Below are 16,337 nucleotides of genomic sequence, written 5' to 3'. Positions count from 1 at the left end.
ACCCCCCGACCGGGGGACGAAGACACCCTCTCGGCTGACGGACCGCCGCCCGACCGCCGCTCTCAGCGGGTCCGGCGCTGCCCGGTCAGCCGGGCCAGCACGGCGGTCTCACCGCCGACCAGACGCAGTTGGGCCCGGCCGGGCGCGCCCTCGTGACCGGAGGCCCTGCCGGGTGAGATCCGTACGACGGTGAACACGGCCGTACGGCTGTCCGCGCGGGGGATCTCGATGGTCCGGCCCCGCCGCAACTCGCCGAGGCGAAGCCCTTCCACCGTCATCACCGCGGTCCCGGCCGCACCCGGAGCCGGACCCCCGGTGTCCCAGGCGACCGCCTGGCGGCCGCCGGTCAGCGGTACGTCCACGCCCAGGCTCGGAATGCGCAACCGCAGCGGCCGCGCGGCCCGCAGGGGTCCGGTGACCTCCCGCAGCGGCCCGGGGGCGGTCCTCGGCGACCGGGCCCCCGTGCCGGGGGTGTGCTCGACCGACTGCTCCAGCTCCCGCACCAGACGGCGATGCCCGGACAGCCCCAGCGCCCGCGAGGGCAGCGCGTCATCGGTGGTCACGGCCGCGGGCCGGGCACCCTCGGTCCGTTGCAGCACCGCGATGCCGGTGGACAGCAGAACCACCGTCAGCGCAGCGACGGCCCACTTGGCGCGGGGCATGGGATTCCCTCCAGTCCGGCTCGGGCGGCCGGGTCATGTGAGCAGTGGACATCTCCTCTGCCCGTCGGTACCCCGTGCAACACGGTGGACTGACATGGCGTCACGGGCGTGTCGTCGCCCGATCGGGGAGTCTTCGCAGTTCGCGAAGGGTCCACCCACGGGATGCCCAGGGCGGTTCCCATGCGCCCGAACGGGTGGGAGGCATCCCCTGGGTGCGTCCTAGCCCCACATGACGAAGGCGGCCGCGCCCGCCCCCATCAGCGCGCCGGCCAGGTGCATGGCCGGGTGGCCGTAGTCGCCGTACCAGAGGTGGCGGGCCAGGCCGCCCAGCGCGGCCAGCGCGGCGATGATCCCGATCTGACCGAAGAGCGTGACGGCGCAGCAGGGGGCCAGGAGCAGCAGGAGCGAGTTCAGCCAGAACGGGGCCGCGCCCGTCCAGCCCCGCCATTGCCTGATCGCCGTCGCCATGTACTACCGGCCCCCTTGTGCTCAACTCGTCGGCTGCACAGCCTCCTTGGGTGCGGAGGCGGACACAAGGGCTCGTTCGGCTAGATAACCGAAAGCCAGGCCGAAAGTCGTCCACAGTGCCGTCTGGATGGCCAGGGACGCGAGGCGGAACTCCCAGATCAGCGCGGCGGGGAAGCCCGCCGGGACCTCGTCGATGCCGGGCAGCAGGGCGTACGAGAGGCCGATGACCAGGACGAAGGCCGCGCCGGCGACGATCGAGGCGTTCCAGTTGCCGAGCTTCGGCGCGAGGCGACGCCCGAGGATCAGCGCGCCGGCCGCCAGCAGCACGCTCAGGGCGATCATCAGGAGGTAGAGGGCGGTCCGCCGGGCGGCGGTGTCGGGATCGCCCACGGCGGGGGGATTGGCGGGGTACTTGAAGAACGGCACCAGCGTCACGGTGACGTACAGACCCCCGGTGACCAGTGCGGCCGTGGCCCGCGGGCCGAAGCGGCCGATGCGGCCCAGGGCGAAGCAGTAGACGAGCGCGGCGATGCCGCCGAGCGCCACCGCGAAGAGCAGGACGCCGGTGCCGAGCCCGGCCGTGGCCTGGAGGGCCCGGCTGACCGGCGCGTCCTCGCCGTGGTCGTGACCGGCCGCGGCGGCTTCTTCGATGGCGATCGCCGCGTCCACCTTGGACTCGCCGAGGAGATAGGCGACGAGGAAGGCGGCCACGCCGGCCAGCAGGCCGGCGAGCATGCCGCGGACGAGCAGGGTGCGGGGGGAGACCCCACCCGGAGAAGTGGAAGTCATCGTTCTGTTCCCTTGCTGAGACGTCGGCCGGTGGCAGGGGAATCAGTGGCAGGGGAACCCGAGCAGGTGGCGGCCGTCGTGCAGCCACTCGTGGATGGTCTCCCCTTCGAAGACCGAGGTGGCGCCCTGCTCGGCGCCGACGAAGTACAGCAGGACGAGCATGAGGATGCCGACGAACACGGCCCAGGGGGCCAGTGCGGAGAGTGAGATGGGGGCGATCACGGGCGAGTTCGTCGTGGGCACGGCGGAGTGGGCCATGGCAGAACCTCCAGAGGGAACACGCGTCCCGGTCAGTGGTGCTCGCTACGACGGTGGCGGGTCTGACTTTCCTCCCCCTCCGGGAGGTTTCACAGTGGCGCGACCGTGCCGGATTCTCACCGGTGCTTCCGTCGTTCCGTCGTAAGTCAATTGAACCATTTGTGACCGTACCGCGCTTAGGCTCCCCTTATGAAGACCCCGTTGGTACGAGTTCGACTGGTCAGTTTCGCTCTGGACGCAGCCGCCCGCCAGGGCCGCTTCGGTCACGCCCGGCCGTGCCCGGGCCACGAGGGGCTGCGCGGTCTGGCCACGGGTGAATGGGCCGGGCGCACCCTGGACGAGGTGGCGGGCCGCGACCCGGCGGCCGTGCACGCCTGGCTCTCGGATCCCGCGTACGCGCCGCCGGGCGGGGAGTCCGTGGACGCGCTGATCGCCCGCGTCGGGGCGGAGCTGGCGGGCCTGACCGAGGGCACGCACCGGGTCGAGGTCGAGCAGGCGGTCGTCCGGGCGGCCGTGGTGCACGCCCTGGAGCTGCCCGCGGCGGCCTTCTGGCGGCTCGACGTACGGCCGGAGTCGGTCACCACCCTCACCGGGCGGGCGGGGCGCTGGAACCTCCTGGTCGGACAGGCGCACGACGAGCCGTAGCCCGCGGCGGGTGAAACGGTTCGGCCCGGACCCCGCGACGCGGTCCGGGCCGAACTGTCACTCACCTGCGGGTCACGCGACGATCCAGTCGGACGTCGCGATCACCGGCTGCACGCCGTCGCGGTGGATGGTGCCCTCGATCAGGCCGTACATCCGGTCCGCCGCGAAGTAGACCTCGTTGTCGTTCTTGAGGCCGAAGGGCTCCAGGTCGACGAGGAAGTGGTGCTTGTTGGGGAGGTTCAGGCGCACCTCGTTGACCTTGGCGCAGTTGTCGAGCACCCGCTCGGCCATCTGGTTCAGGGTCTGCTGCAGCGAGTACGAGTACGTCTCCGCGAAGGCTTCCAGCAGGTTCTTGCGGACCTTCTTGTACGCCTGGTCCCAGTCGTACCCGGCGTCGTCGGCGGCCAGCGCCGAGTGCGCCCAGCGCGCGGTGACCTTGGTCGCCAGGATGCGGTCGTACGCCTCCTGCAGGGTCGTGTACTTGTCCTTGATGTAGCCGTGGAACTCGGAGTTCGTCGAGTTCATCACCGTCAGGTCCTTCAGGCCCGAGATGACCTGCAGGCCGGTCGTCTCGCTGTAGGTGATCTGCGCGGTGCGCACCTCCTGGCCCTTGCGGACGAAGGAGTGCTGCTCCTTGCGGGTGGGGACCGGGATGCGGTCCCACACGTACTCCTCGATGCGGATCTGGGCCTCGCGGATCGGCTGCTGCGAGGAGACGAAATGCTTGGCGAGCAGGATGCCGAAGGCCTCGGGGGAGTCGATGCCGTGCTCCTTGCCGAAGGCGTACACCGTGTTCTTGGTGGTGTCGGTCGGCAGGCAGTTGGCGTTGTCGCCGGTGAGGTGGACATCGCGGAATTCACCGCGGAGCGCGACCGAGACGTTGAGGTCGCGGATCTCGTGCCAGGAACCGTCGCCGCCCTTGCGGGTGACCTTCACGATGCGGTTCTCGGCCTTGCCGTACTGGTTCTGGGCCAGGACGTGCTTGCTCATGCTGTCTTCCTTCGGGTACTCGGGAACACGGAGTCCGGTCGTCTGGATCCCGTACGCCCGGCGTCCAGCGCCCGCCCGAATCAAGGACGTCCCGCTCCCCGCCGTTCGGCCCCTCACCGAGGGACCGCCCCGGGCCTGACGTGCATCCCGGTTCGTAGGTGCTTGGCCTGTTGTGTGTCTTACGGCCTGCACGGATTGCAGCATGCGTACGGGGGGTTGATCCCCGTACAAATCCTCCGAACACCAGCGACCACGCCTTGGGCGACCCCACAGATCCGCAGGTCAGACCGTGTGCGCATCCGCCACCGAGAGGGCCTCGTCGAGGATCTCCAGTCCCTTGGCCACGTCCTGCGGCGAGATGTTGCAGGGCGGCGCGATGTGGATGCGGTTGCCGGCGACGAGCGGCCAGAGCCCGCTCTTCTTGCAGGCGGCCCCGAACTCGGCCATCGGGGCGTTCTCCGCGCCCGACGCGTTGTACGGGACCAGCGGCTCGCGGTTCTCCTTGCTCCGGACGAGCTCCAGGGCCCAGAAGGTGCCCAGCCCGCGGACCTCCCCGACCGAGGGGTGCCGCTCGGCGAGCGCGCGCAGGCCGGGGCCGAGCAGCTCCGCACCCGTACGGGCGGACTGCTCCACGATGCCCTCCTCCTCCATGACACCGATCGTCGCGACGGCGGCCGCGCAGGCCAGCACGTGTCCGGAGTACGTCAGCCCGCCCGGGTAGGGCCGGCGGGCGAAGGTCTCGGCGATGGCGGCCGAGATGGCGACCCCGCCGAGCGGGAGGTATCCGCTGGTCACGCCCTTGGCGAAGCAGATCAGGTCGGGGGTCACGTCCCAGTGCTCGGAGGCGAACCACTTACCGGTGCGCCCGAAGCCGACCATGATCTCGTCCAGTACGAACACGATGCCGAAGCGGTCGCACAGCGCGCGTACGCCGGCCAGGTAGCCGTCCGGGTGCACGAGCACGCCCGGGGCGCCGCCGACGGTCTCGAGGATGATCGCGGCGATGGACTGCGGCCCCTCGAAGACGATGGTGTCCTCCAGGTGGCGCAGGGCCCGCTCGCACTCCTCGGCCTCGGTGGCCGCGTAGAAGGGCGAGCGGTAGGCGAACGGCCCCCAGAAGTGGACGACACCGGCGGTCGCGGAGTCGTTGCCGAAGCGGCGGGCGTCGCCCGTCAGGTTGATCGCGGTGGAGGTGGCGCCGTGGTACGAGCGGTACGCGGACAGCACCTTGGGCCGGCCGGTGTGCAGCCGGGCCATGCGGACGGCGTTCTCCACGGCCTCGGCCCCGGCATTGGTGAAGAAGATCTTGTCGAGGTCGCCGGGGGTGCGCTCGGCGATCAGCCGGGCGGCCTCGGAGCGCACGTCGACGGCGAAGCCGGGCGCGACGGTGCACAGCTTGGCCGCCTGCTCCTGGATGGCCGCGGTGACCTTCGGGTGCTGGTAGCCGATGTTCGTGTAGACGAGGGCGCTGGAGAAGTCGAGGAAGCGGTTGCCCTGGTAGTCCCAGAAGTACGAGCCCTCCGCGCCGGCCACGGCGAGCGGATCGATGAGCTCCTGCGCCGACCAGGAGTGGAAGACATGCTTCCGGTCGGCGTCTTTCACGGCGGCGAGGGCGTCGGCTTCTGCGTTCATGAAACGAGCGTAGTTGTCCAGGATGTGGACGGGGCGGGGACCGGCCCTGCGGCCCCCGCCCGCCGGGTCAGGCCAGGGCCTCGCCGTACAGGCGGAACAGCCGGGGCCCCGGGGTCGGAGCGGCGGCCCCCAGCCGGGCCCAGGCGTCGGACGCCGCCGCACGGGCCGTCGCGCCCGGCCACGGCTGCGGCAGCAGCTCGGGCGGGAGCAGCGGATCGGGGAGCATCGCGGCGGAGAAGGCGGCGGCCAGGGTCACGGCGTGCGCCAGCCCGTCGGCCCGGCCGGGCCCGGCGGGCTGCTCGGCGAGCATGCGGAGCTCCCCGTACCGCGCCGCGATCTCCGGCAGCGGCCACAGCCGCTCCGCCAGGGCCCGCGGGTCGCCGGTGCCGCCCACCACCAGGTCCCGGGTGCTCAGGCAGGTCAGGGCCTCCGCCAGGCCCAGCTCCGCCGCGTGTGCCCGCACGTACGGCTCGATCGCGTTCGGCGTGACGTACAGGCCGCCCTGGACCGGCGCCGCCCCCAGCCCGGTCAGGGCGTCGCGCAGCGAGTCCCGGGCGGCCCGCGCGGATTCCGGTACGGCGAAGGCGAAGGCGTGCCAGAGCCCGTCCCACGGCTCCAGCCCGCGGTCCTGCCGGTAGGCGTGCCGGACGAACTCCACCTCCGGTACGAGCGGCAGCCCGGCCCCCGGCTCCGTCCCCGCAAGGCGCAGCACGGCCCGCCGGCCGCGCCCGTCCACGGTGAACCGGCCCTCGGTCACCAGCCGCTTCACGCACAGCCGCACCTGCTGGTCGGTCATCCCGAGCAGGGCGGCGACCTCGTACAGCTCCTCGCCCGCGACCGTCCCGTCCTCCCGGACCAGCGCGTGCACCACCATCCGCGTGGGGATCGCGCTCATCGCGCCGCCACCTCCTTGTGCATCGTCGTCACGCCCCCGAATCCCAGCACGTCCCGCAGCCAGGGCGTGCGCTGCACCCGTACCGCCCGGAACCCGTGCTTCTCGTAGAGCTCCCGCGCCCGCGGGTTCTCCGCGACCACGTCCAGCCGGATCCGCCGGCAGCGCTGCTCCACGGCGATCGCCTCGATCTCCCGCAGCAGCAGCCCGCCGATGCCCCGGCTCCGCTCGGCGGGGTCCACGGCGATGCCGTCCATGACCAGCTCGCCGCGGGCCGGGGTGCGTTCCAGCAGGGCCAGCAGGAGCACCCGGTACAGGCCCCGGACCTGCCCGTACTCGGCCCTGACCGCGGTCGCGTCGCCGCCGACCAGGCCGCGCCCGGCCAGCTGGTAGCCCGCCACACCGACCACCCGGCCGCTTTCGCCGTCCTCGCCGCTCTCGCCGCTCTCGCCGCCGGACAGTGCGGTCACCGCCCGGTCGGGGTGCAGGTGCCCGGCGATGAACCTCCGCCCGGCCTCCGCGGGGCCGAGCGCGCGGCCCAGCTTTCCCCCGAAGGCCTCCCAGTACAGCTCGGCGACGCGGGCGGCGGCCCCTTCGGGCAGCCCGCGCCGTACCTCCACGCTCTCCGTCGTCATGCGCACAAGCGTAATACGTTCATTAGCGCTACGATCGTTTTAGATGTGAGCGAACATATGAGCGAGTGACCGAGCGAAGGAATCCGGAGCCGCAGATGACCGAGACCCGCCCGCCCCGCACACCCGGTCCGCCCCGTCCGCCGCGCGCACCCGGCAGGGCCCGCAGAGTCCGCCGGGCACTTCTGACCGCCTTCCTCCTGGCCCTCACCACCGCCCTGCTCCTCACCGGAGTCGTCGTACGGCAGCACGACTACGGCCTCCACGAGGAGCGCGTCACCGTACCCGCCGCCGGTCACGAACTGCCCGGCGTGCTCGCCACCCCCACCGGCAAGGGCCCCGGCCCCTTCCCGCTCGTCGTGTTCGTGCACGGCGACGGCGAGGTCGACGCCACCCACGACGGCTTCTACCGCCCCTACTGGGAGGCCTTCGCCCGGGCCGGATACGCCTCGCTCTCCCTCGACAAGCCGGCCGACTGGCTCGGCCAGACCATGGACGACCGGGCCCGCGAGACCGTCGACGCCCTCACCTGGGCGGCCCGCACCCGGCCCGAGGTCGACCCCGCCCGCATGGGCCTGTGGGGCGCCAGCCAGGCCGGCTGGGTCATGCCCAAGGTGGTGGCGCGGGCCCCCGCCCCCGGGGTGCGCTTCGTCATAGCGGTCGGCACCGCGGTCAACTGGGAGCGCCAGGGGGAGTACAACACCCGGGCCGAGCTGCGCGCGGCCGGAGCCGGCGCCGAGCGCACGGCGGCCGCCCTGCGCACCCGGGAGGCCACCCTGGCGCTGCTGCGGCGCGGGGCGACGTACGAGGAGTACCGCGCGGGGCCGGGCGCCGACCGGGAACTCACGCCGGAGCGCTGGACGTTCATCAGCCGCAACCACACCGCGGACGTGACCGCTGACCTGCGGGCGATGCCGCCCGTCCCGGTGCTGCTGATCTCCGGCGCCGACGACCTGAACGTGGACGGCGCCGAGACCGAGGCGCTCCACCGGAGCGTGCTGGCGCCCGGCACCCTCACGGTCCGCCGCTATCCGGGGGCGACCCACGCCCTGCTGCGCACCGAGGTCGAGCGCTCCTCCTGGCGGCTGGCCCTGACGGCCGTGTTCGCCCCGCGCTCCCTCTTCCCGCCCGGCCTGCTCGCCGACCAGCAGCATTTCCTGGAGGGGCTCAGCCGGCCAGCGTGACCCGCGCGAGCTCCCGTACGGCGGCCGGCCCCGGCACGCCGCCACCGACCGCGTGCTCCCCGTGCTCCCCGTGCTCCTCGTACTCCTCGTACGCGTCGCCGAGCGCGGCGCGCGCCGCGTCCTCCACCCGGGCCGCGTCCGGGCGCGAGTGGTCCGGCCCGCCGCGCACGGCGAGGGCCGCGGCCAGCAGCCGGGCCGCCTCCCGCGGCCGGTCCAGCCGTACCGCCTGGTCCGCGACGCCCACCAGCACCTGGGCGAGCGTCGGCGCGTGGCCGCAGGCCACGGCCAGCTCCAGCGCCTCGGCGCGGTGGGCGCGGGCGGCGGCCAGCTCGCCGTCCGCCGCGTCCAGGTACCCGAGGGAGTCGAGCACCACCACCTCGAACACCGGGTGCACGGCGACCTCGCGGACCGCCTCCCTGGCCCGCGCCAGTTCGGCCCGGGCCGACGCCGGCTCGCCCTTCCAGCGCGCCAGGTCCGCCTTGCCGTGCGCCATCATGGCCACCGCCTCCGGCCAGCCGGCCGCCACCGCGTCCCGCTCCGCCCGGGCCATGACCTCCGCGCTGCCCGCCGGGTCCCCGGCCAGCCGGCACAGCTGCGCCTGCCTGACCCAGGCGTACAGCCGGTCCTCGACTACACCCAGCTCGCCGATCACCGCCACGGCCTCCTCGTAGTGGCCGATCGCCGCACGGTGGTCGCCGCGCCGGGCCACCAGATCGGCCAGCAGCGTCAGCGCGAAGGAGATCCCCCAGCGTTCCCCGAGCCCACGGAACCCGGCCAGGGCCGCCTCGATCGAGGCCTCCGCCTGCGCGGGCGGGCCGCCGGCCCCGAGCAGGGTCTTGGCACCCTCCAGCCGGGCCTGCGCCCGGACCCAGGGGTCCTCGTCGGCCAGCAGCCCCGCCCACGCGTCCGGCGGGGGCGCCTCGCCCCGGTCCGCACTGCGCAGCTGCCGCTCCAGCGGCTCCAGGAAGCGGACCACCGGATGCCGGCTCCCGCTGCGTCCGGCGAGCAGCACCCCCTGGCGGAGCAGTTCCCCGGTCCGCCGGTCGTCGCCGAGTCCGGCCGTCGCGAAGAGCACCGCCAGCGCGCAGGCGACGGCACGGGCCCCGTCGTCCCCGTCCGGTCCGTCCGGCACGGGCAACGCGAGTGCCCGCGCCGCCAGTTCGGCGCCGTCCGCCTTGTGTCCGCCGAGCCACCAGTACCATCCGGCCGCCGCCACCAGCCGTACGGCCGCCCGCGCGTCGCCCGCCGCGATCGCGCCGCGCAGTGCCGCGGCCAGGTTGTCGTGCTCCTCGGTGAGCCGCCCGAGCCACTCCAGCTGCTCCGCCCGCCGCAGGTACGGGTCCGCGGCCCGGGCCAGCCCCGTGAAGTACGCGGCGTGCGCGCGCCGGAGCACCTCCCGCTCACCGGCCTCTTCGAGCCGTTCCAGGCCGTACGCGCGGATCGTCTCCAGCATCCGGTAGCGCCCGTCGCCCGCCGTCACCAGCAGGGACTTGTCGGCCAGCGAGGTGATCAGGTCGAGCACGTCGTACGCCTCGACCGGGCCACCGGCGCAGACCCCCTCGGCCGCCTCCACCGTGGCGCCGCCGGGGAAGGCGGCGAGCCTGCGCAGCAGGACCTGCTCGGCCTCCGTCAGCAGCTCCCAGCTCCAGTCGACCACCGCGCGCAGGGTCCGGTGCTGGCGCGGAGCCGTCCGCGCGCCGCCCGTCAGCAGCCGGAAGCGGTCGTCGAGCCGGGCCGCGAGCTGTTCGGCGCTCATCGTGCGCAGCCGGGCCGCCGCCAGTTCGACGGCCAGCGGCATCCCGTCGAGGGCCCGGCAGATCCGGGTCACGGCCGGGGCGTTCTCCTCGGTGACGGCGAAGCCGGAACGGGCTGCCGCCGCACGGTCGTTCAGCAGCCGCACCGCCGCGTACGACATGGCCTGCGCCGCGTCGGCGTCCCGCGGCGGGAGGGCCAGCGGGCCCACCGTCCACAGCGCCTCGCCCGTGAGGCCGAGCGGCTCCCGGCTGGTCGCCAGGATGCGCAGCCCCGGGCAGGCCCCGAGCAGCCGGTCGGCCGTCGCGGCGACCGCTTCGATCAGGTGCTCGCAGTTGTCGAGGACCAACAGCGCGGTACGGGAGCGCAGGGCCGCGGTGAGCCGGTCCAGCGGGTCGCCGGCGCCGGGCGCCTGGTCCCGCAGGGCCAGCGCGTTCAGGACGGCGGGCGCTACGTCGGCCTCCGCGCCCAGGGGTCCGAGCTCCACCAGCCAGACGCCGTCGGGGAACCGCGGGAGCAGGGGGCGGGCGCTCTGGACGGCCAGCCGGGTCTTCCCGGCGCCGCCGGGTCCGACGAGTGTGGTGAGCCGGAACCGGGCGACGAGGGAATCCACTTGGCCGAGGTCCTCGTCCCGGCCGACGAAACTGGCCAGTCCGGCACGGAGGTTGGTCGGCGGTGACGGCGGTGACGGCGGCGGCGATGAGGGCGCGCCGGGGCCGGGCGGCCGTCCGCCGCCCGCGGGCGGCGGCCCCGCGGGGGCCTCGACCTGTCCGCGCAGTACGGCGGTGTGCAGGGCGGACAGTTCCGGGGAGGGGTCCGCCCCGAGCTCCTCGGCCAGGGCCTCGCGCGCGTTCCCGTAGACGGTGAGCGCCTCGGCGGGCCGTCCGGCCGCGACGAGAGCCCGCATCAGCGCCCCGACGAGCCTTTCCCGCAAGGGGTGTTCGGCGACGAGGGAGGTCAGCTCAGCGGTCAGCTCCCGGCCGCGACCCACCCGCAGGTCCGCCTCGATCCGGTCCTCCAGGGCCGCCATCCGCAGCTCCGACAGCCGGGTCACCGGGGCCCGGAAGAACGCGGAGGCCGCGACGTCCAGCAGCGCCGGGCCGCGCCACAGCTCCAGGGCCTGGCGCAGCAGCCGCGCCGCAGCGGCGGGGTCACGGGCCAGTGCCCCGCGGCCCGCGGAGGCCAGCCGTTCGAAGCGGACCACGTCCACCGCGTCGGGCTCGACGAGCAGGCGGTATCCGGCCGGATGTGATTCCACCTCCACGCCGGGCAGGGCCCGGCGCAGCCGTGACACCAGCGCCTGAAGGGCGTTGGCGGCGCCGGCCGGCGGGGCGTCCTGCCAGATCCCGTCGACCAGGAGCTCGGAGGCGACCACCCGCCCCGGTTCGAGCGCGAGCAGGATGAGCAGCGCCCGCAGGCGGGTCCCCCCGACTCCGACGACGCTCCCGTCCTCGCCCCGTACGTCCAGGGCCCCCAGCATCGAGATCCGCATGGCGACATTGTGCTGCGCCGTTCGGCGGTACTGCCATTGCATTGCCCGGCAAGGGTCCGTCGTGAGGACGGCACCCGCCGGTGAATTGCGGGCGGCCGTCCTCCGGCGTGCCGGGACGGTGGGTTATTTGTCGGAGTAGCTGAAGTCCCCGACGGTCCAGGCGCTGACGTCCTTGACCGCGATCCGGTACATTCCGCCGGTCTCGGGGATGCCCAGGGTGCCCTGGAGGATGCGTGCCACGTGGAAATGAAGGTGTGAGGGTGGTCCGGCCTGCTGTCTGTCGCCGCGTCCGGGAGGGCTGAAGATCTCGGCGAACGGGGCCAGCTGGTCGGAGTCCCGCAGGACCTCGGCCACCCGCTGGCGCCAGACGCTCTCGGGGGCGAGGCGGCCTGTGATGACGGCGCCGTGGACCACGACGGTCAGGGACATCTGATTGGTCTGCTCCGACTCGACCATGGCGGCGACATCGAGGAGCAGGTCGTCAGGGATCGACATGGGCACGGACTCTAGCAAGCGTGCTCGCCTACCGGCCGGGCTTGCGCGGAGTGGCCTGTTCGGCGCGCTCCGGGACATGCGGACGGCCGAGGCCCGCACCCCAGGGTGCGGGCCTCGGCCGCGTCTGCGCGCCGGCGCGGGCGCCGGCGTGGACCTAAGAGGTCAGGCGTCAGGCGGGAACGATGTTCTCGGCCTGCGGGCCCTTCTGGCCCTGCGTGACGTCGAAGGTAACCTTCTGGCCTTCCTGAAGCTCACGGAAGCCGGAAGAGGCGATGTTCGAGTAGTGGGCGAAGACGTCGGCGCCGCCACCCTCCTGCTCGATGAAGCCGAAGCCCTTTTCCGCGTTGAACCACTTCACGGTGCCAGATGCCATATGAATTCTCCTTTGGGGCAGTGCCCGGATCCGCACTGTGCGGGCCCGGTGTCGCCGTGATGATTGCCCCGACCGGAACGAGTAGATTTCACTGCATGCACCGGAAATAAAAAGTGCACCCACCGAAAATCCGGTGAGAGCACTTGTAAGTTTTTTGGGAACCACAACTGCAACGAACGTCACCGTAGCACAGCGGGTGTGCGAGGCCATGGAAATTCCGGCGTGCCCCACTCTTAATTCCGTGCCCGCGTAGCAGAAATCCGAGCGGAAAAATCGTATGAACGGCGGAATGTTTTTTCACGGGGCCTCTCCCGCCCCGGCCCGGAGGGCGATGGCCGGGACACCACCCCTGGCGGGGCAGGCTCGATTACCGTCGCTCAGGTACCCGCCGACCGGTGCGGGACCGGGGCCCGTCGCCCCGAATCCGCAGAGCAGGGAGTGACCCCGTGCCCCACGCAGTCGTCGACTACTCGGACTCGCTGACCGGTGCCTTCGACCGGCGGGCGTTCGCGCTGGAACTCCACGCGCTGGAGGTCGAGATCCTCGATACCGCGATCGGCAACTGCAAGACGCGCTTCCACCGGCTGGAGGAGTCCGTCGTCGGGGAAGGCACCGACGGCCGGGCGGTGGTCGTGCACGTCGAGCTGGCCATCGCCCGGGGCCGCACGGCGCAGACCAAGTCGCGCCTGACCCAGGCGGTGCTGGAGCTGGTCGAGCGCCACACGGCGAAGGCCGCGGGCCTGGAGGTCCACGCCTCCGTGGACGTACGGGACCTGGGCGAGGCCTACACCAAGAGCGTGGCGACCCCCTGACGCGTCCCGGGTCGCCCTGATGCCGTAGCCGCGCGCCTACACGCGCCTATGCGCCGATGCGCAGCAGTGCGAGCGTGATGTTGTCGGGGCCGCCGGCGTCGATGGCGGCCCGCCACAGCTCGAACGCGGCCCGGCCGTCGTCGTGCACCCGCAGCAGCCCCTCGATCTCCTCGGGCGGCACCGGGTCGGTCAGCCCGTCGCTGCACACCAGGTAGCGATCGCCCTCGGTCACCGGGAAGGCCTCGATGTGGGGGGTGATCTCGTTGTACCCGCGGGTGCCGCCGAGCACCTGGGTGACCGCCGAGGTCGTGCGGTGCCCGGGGGCCGGCGGCGGGCTGTCGTCCACGCTGACCTGGCGCAGCCCGTCCTGCGCCGCGTGGAACACCTTGCTGTCGCCGACGTTGAACATCAGCAGCGAGTCCGCCAGGACGAGGGCGCCGGCGACCGTGGTCCCCATGGTGGCCAGCTCGGGCCGCCCCTCGGTCGCCGAGTACACGGCGCGGTTGCAGAGGCTGAGCGCGTCACCGACGGCTTCCGGGCCGTCCAGCGTGGGCCCGAGCGAGGAGAGCTGGCGCACCACCAGCTCGCTGGCGACCTCGCCGGCCGGCTGGCCGCCGAGGCCGTCGGCGACCGCGACGACGAGCGGTCTGCCGAAGGGGAAGACCAGGGTCTGCGGGTTCTGGGTCACGGTCCCGCACAGGGTCCACGGTCCGATGACGAGGCTGTCCTCGTTGTGCTCGCGCACCAGCCCGACATGACTCAGGGCGGTCACAGCTATGTACGGCACCTCGGCGACCCGCCTCTCGGCAGCGGCTAGGGCGACGGCAGCGCAACGGCACACGCGTCCGTCCTCACCATTGTCGCGCCGCTCCGGCATGCGGGCTCCGGCGCGCCGGAGCACCCTGGTCGTGGAGCCGCCTGTTCCCCGACCGGCGGCCCTGCGAGGAAGGACTGCCGCAGATGTTCGCGAGGCTGAGCACCTACCAGGGTTCACCGGTCCCCGCGGAGGGAGACGTGAGCGGGAACTCGGAGGCGATTGTCAGGCAGGTCCAGGACGTTCCCGGATTCCGGGGCGTCTACTACCTCGTCGACCGGGCCACGGGCGTGGCCAAGTCGCTGACCTTGTGGGACGACGAACGGACCATGATGGACAGCGAGGAGCAGGCCGCCCGGATCCGCGAGCAGACCGCGCAGCGGGAGGGCCAGCGGATCGTCTCGGTCGAACGTTTCGAGGTGGGCTTCAGCCACCTGCAGCCGTAGTACGACGCAGCGTGGAACCACGTGAGGTACGAGGAGCGACAGCCATGGGCAAGCTCTCGATCGACCAGTTGCGAGAACGGGTACGCGGGGCGGTCGTCACCCCGGACGACGAGTCCTACGACGAGGCGCGCAAGGTCCACAACGCCATGATCGACCGGAAGCCGGCGGCCGTCGTGCACTGCGCCAACGCGGGGGACGTCATGGCCGCGGTCGACTTCGCCCGCGAGAACGGGCTCGACCTGGCGGTGCGGGGCGGCGGACACAGCGTGCCCGGCTTCGGCACCTGCGACGGCGGCCTGGTCGCCGATCTGTCCGGGATGCGCGGCGTCCGCGTCGACGCCGCGGCGCGCACGGCCCGCGCGGAGGGCGGGGCGACCTGGGGCGACTTCAACGCGGCCACGTACGCCTTCGGGCTGGCCGCGACCGGCGGGATCATCTCCACCACCGGTGTCGGCGGCCTGACCCTCGGCGGCGGCATCGGCTACCTGGCCCGTGGGCTGGGCCTGAGCTGCGACAACCTGGTCTCGGCCGACGTGGTGACCGCGGACGGCCGGCTCGTCGTGGCGAGCGAGGAGGAGAACGCGGACCTCTTCTGGGCGCTGCGCGGCGGTGGCGGCAACTTCGGCGCGGTGACCTCGTTCGAGTTCCGGCTGAGCCCCGTCAAGGACATCTACGGCGGGCCGATGCTCTTCGAGCTGTCGGACGCCGCCACCGTGCTGCGCTCCTTCGCCGACCACATCGCCGACGCGCCGGAGCAACTGGGCGGCTTCCCGGCCTTCCAGATAGCCCCGCCGCTCCCGTTCATCCCGGAGGACCGCCACGGTGACACCTTCGCGCTGATCGTGGCGTGCTGGACCGGGCCGCTCGACGAGGGGGAGCGTGCCCTCCAGGCCTTCCACGACTTCGCGCCGGTGGTCGCCGAGCACGTGGGCCCGATGCCCTACCCGGCGCTCAACAGCGCCTTCGACGCGCTCGTACCGCCCGGCCTCCAGCACTACTGGAAGGCCAACTTCGTGACCGAGCTCAGCGACGACGTGATCGACGCGCACCTGCGGCACGCGCCCGGCCTGCCCGCGGTGAACTCGACGGTCCACATCTACCCGATCAACGGCGCGTGCCACCGCGTCGCCCCGGACGCGACGGCCTTCGCCTACCGGGACGCCTCGTTCGCCACGGTGATCGCCGGCATGTGGCCCGACCCCGCCATCAACGAGTCCGCGACCGCCTGGGTCCGCGACTACTACGAGGCGACCGCCCCGCATTCGGAGGAGGGCGGCTACATCAACTTCATGGCCGACGACGACCAGGACCGGATCCGGACCAACTACAAGGGCAACTACGACCGGCTGGTCGCGGTCAAGCGGGCCTACGACCCGGGGAACCTGTTCCACCTGAACCAGAACATCCGGCCCTAGAGGGAGGCGGGCGCCCGCTGACAGGGCGTAGCGGTGCGGATGCGGACTGTTCCTTCATCTGCATATTTTTGTCGGGTGTACCGGAAGATCCGGTACACCCGATTTGTCAGATCGAGGAAGGTCTCCATGAAGCGTTTCCCGGTGATCGGTGTGCTCTGCGTCGGCGCGATTCTCGGTCTCTCCGCGTGCTCCGACGACAGCAGCTCGCCCGCGGAGGAGGCCAGCCAGGCCGCGGCGGACCTCTGCACCGACCTCAATGCCCTCAAGGCCGACAACGCCAAGCTGAAGGCCCTGGACCCCGCCAACGCGACCAAGGACCAGGTCAAGGACGCCTATGAGGCCGTCCAGAAGGACTGGGCGAACGTCAAGGAGAACGCGGCCCAGCTGAAGGACGCGGAGCGCGCCTCGGTCCAGTCGGCCGCCGAGAACCTCAAGAAGAGCTACCAGGACCTGCCCGGCGACACCACCGGCAAGGAAGCGCGCACCCAGTTGCAGCCGCAGATCGAGCAGCTGGACCAGGCCGCCCAGGCCGCCGCCACCGGCCTGCGCTGCTGACCGTCCGGCCGACGCCCCGCACGCGTACGAG

18 protein-coding genes are annotated in these 16,337 nt (G+C 72.7%); 6 read left to right on the top strand and 12 right to left on the bottom strand.

Going from position 1 to position 16,337, the window contains the following annotated elements:
* Positions 1-62: 62 nt before the first annotated feature.
* The 4 genes from KO717_RS17570 to KO717_RS17555 all read right to left on the bottom strand — a co-directional run bounded on the left by KO717_RS17570 (position 63) and on the right by KO717_RS17555 (position 2,177).
* Complete coding sequence (locus KO717_RS17570) at positions 63-662, bottom strand: class F sortase (RefSeq protein ID WP_301368716.1); 600 nt, start codon at positions 660-662, stop codon at positions 63-65.
* Positions 663-881: 219 nt separating this feature from the next.
* Positions 882-1,130 carry a hypothetical protein gene (locus KO717_RS17565; protein ID WP_301368714.1) on the bottom strand — a complete coding sequence of 83 codons (249 nt, stop codon included), beginning with the start codon at positions 1,128-1,130 and terminating at the stop codon, positions 882-884.
* Positions 1,131-1,151: 21 nt separating this feature from the next.
* A complete protein-coding gene (locus KO717_RS17560) occupies positions 1,152-1,919 on the bottom strand; it encodes a CbtA family protein (protein ID WP_301368712.1) in 768 nt (255 codons plus the stop codon).
* A 42-nt stretch (positions 1,920-1,961) separates the two neighbouring features.
* Positions 1,962-2,177, bottom strand: coding sequence for a CbtB domain-containing protein (locus KO717_RS17555; RefSeq protein ID WP_030016542.1), 216 nt, complete (start codon positions 2,175-2,177; stop codon positions 1,962-1,964).
* 189 nt (positions 2,178-2,366) lie between these two features.
* On the opposite strand from KO717_RS17555, the gene KO717_RS17550 reads away from it, so the two are divergent.
* A complete protein-coding gene (locus KO717_RS17550) occupies positions 2,367-2,822 on the top strand; it encodes a histidine phosphatase family protein (RefSeq protein WP_301368709.1) in 456 nt (151 codons plus the stop codon).
* A 72-nt stretch (positions 2,823-2,894) separates the two neighbouring features.
* Here the strand turns inward: KO717_RS17550 and pucL are convergent, their stop codons facing one another.
* The 4 genes from pucL to KO717_RS17530 form a co-directional block, all read right to left on the bottom strand.
* A complete protein-coding gene (gene pucL, locus KO717_RS17545) occupies positions 2,895-3,812 on the bottom strand; it encodes a factor-independent urate hydroxylase (RefSeq protein ID WP_030016547.1) in 918 nt (305 codons plus the stop codon).
* A 282-nt stretch (positions 3,813-4,094) separates the two neighbouring features.
* On the bottom strand, positions 4,095-5,444 hold the full coding sequence (locus KO717_RS17540; RefSeq protein ID WP_301368707.1) for an aspartate aminotransferase family protein: 1,350 nt from the start codon (positions 5,442-5,444) through the stop codon (positions 4,095-4,097).
* 67 nt (positions 5,445-5,511) lie between these two features.
* Positions 5,512-6,339 (bottom strand): PaaX family transcriptional regulator C-terminal domain-containing protein, encoded by an 828-nt coding sequence (locus KO717_RS17535; protein WP_301368706.1) that lies wholly within the window; start codon positions 6,337-6,339, stop codon positions 5,512-5,514.
* Positions 6,336-6,971 carry a GNAT family N-acetyltransferase gene (locus KO717_RS17530; RefSeq protein WP_301368704.1) on the bottom strand — a complete coding sequence of 212 codons (636 nt, stop codon included), beginning with the start codon at positions 6,969-6,971 and terminating at the stop codon, positions 6,336-6,338. Before KO717_RS17530 ends, KO717_RS17535 begins: the two co-directional genes overlap by 4 nt.
* 95 nt (positions 6,972-7,066) lie before the next feature.
* Here KO717_RS17530 and KO717_RS17525 point away from each other — a divergent pair, with 95 nt between their 5' ends.
* Positions 7,067-8,152 carry an alpha/beta hydrolase family protein gene (locus KO717_RS17525; protein WP_301368702.1) on the top strand — a complete coding sequence of 362 codons (1,086 nt, stop codon included), beginning with the start codon at positions 7,067-7,069 and terminating at the stop codon, positions 8,150-8,152.
* Here KO717_RS17525 and KO717_RS17520 read toward each other — a convergent pair.
* The 3 genes from KO717_RS17520 to KO717_RS17510 form a co-directional block, all read right to left on the bottom strand.
* The gene (locus KO717_RS17520) at positions 8,136-11,396 is read right to left on the bottom strand and encodes an AfsR/SARP family transcriptional regulator (RefSeq protein WP_301368700.1); all 3,261 of its coding nucleotides are present in this window, start codon (positions 11,394-11,396) and stop codon (positions 8,136-8,138) included. The genes KO717_RS17525 and KO717_RS17520 overlap by 17 nt on opposite strands.
* 123 nt (positions 11,397-11,519) lie before the next feature.
* Positions 11,520-11,891, bottom strand: coding sequence for a hypothetical protein (locus KO717_RS17515; RefSeq protein WP_301368699.1), 372 nt, complete (start codon positions 11,889-11,891; stop codon positions 11,520-11,522).
* 169 nt (positions 11,892-12,060) lie between these two features.
* Positions 12,061-12,264: a cold-shock protein gene (locus KO717_RS17510; RefSeq protein ID WP_030011983.1), complete on the bottom strand. Its 204-nt coding sequence runs from the start codon at positions 12,262-12,264 to the stop codon at positions 12,061-12,063.
* 446 nt (positions 12,265-12,710) lie between these two features.
* On the opposite strand from KO717_RS17510, the gene KO717_RS17505 reads away from it, so the two are divergent.
* The gene (locus KO717_RS17505) at positions 12,711-13,076 is read left to right on the top strand and encodes a 5-carboxymethyl-2-hydroxymuconate Delta-isomerase (RefSeq protein ID WP_301368696.1); all 366 of its coding nucleotides are present in this window, start codon (positions 12,711-12,713) and stop codon (positions 13,074-13,076) included.
* Positions 13,077-13,122: 46 nt separating this feature from the next.
* On the opposite strand, the gene KO717_RS17500 is transcribed toward KO717_RS17505, so the two are convergent.
* Entirely contained in the window at positions 13,123-13,863 is a 741-nt protein-coding gene (locus KO717_RS17500) for a PP2C family protein-serine/threonine phosphatase (protein WP_301368694.1), read from the bottom strand.
* A gap of 227 nt (positions 13,864-14,090) precedes the next feature.
* On the opposite strand from KO717_RS17500, the gene KO717_RS17495 reads away from it, so the two are divergent.
* From KO717_RS17495 to KO717_RS17485, 3 genes are all read left to right on the top strand, one after another.
* The gene (locus tag KO717_RS17495; RefSeq protein ID WP_301368693.1) at positions 14,091-14,336 is read left to right on the top strand and encodes a hypothetical protein; all 246 of its coding nucleotides are present in this window, start codon (positions 14,091-14,093) and stop codon (positions 14,334-14,336) included.
* A 44-nt stretch (positions 14,337-14,380) separates the two neighbouring features.
* Positions 14,381-15,751 carry an FAD-binding oxidoreductase gene (locus tag KO717_RS17490; RefSeq protein WP_301368692.1) on the top strand — a complete coding sequence of 457 codons (1,371 nt, stop codon included), beginning with the start codon at positions 14,381-14,383 and terminating at the stop codon, positions 15,749-15,751.
* A gap of 126 nt (positions 15,752-15,877) precedes the next feature.
* Complete coding sequence (locus KO717_RS17485; RefSeq protein ID WP_301368691.1) at positions 15,878-16,306, top strand: hypothetical protein; 429 nt, start codon at positions 15,878-15,880, stop codon at positions 16,304-16,306.
* Positions 16,307-16,337 lie beyond the last annotated feature (31 nt).

Origin of the sequence: Streptomyces xanthophaeus, assembly GCF_030440515.1 — a bacterium.
Classification (GTDB): Bacteria; Actinomycetota; Actinomycetes; order Streptomycetales; family Streptomycetaceae; genus Streptomyces; species Streptomyces kutzneri.
Note: the sequence above shows the minus strand (reverse complement) of the source record. Positions and strands in the feature narration are given on the sequence as shown.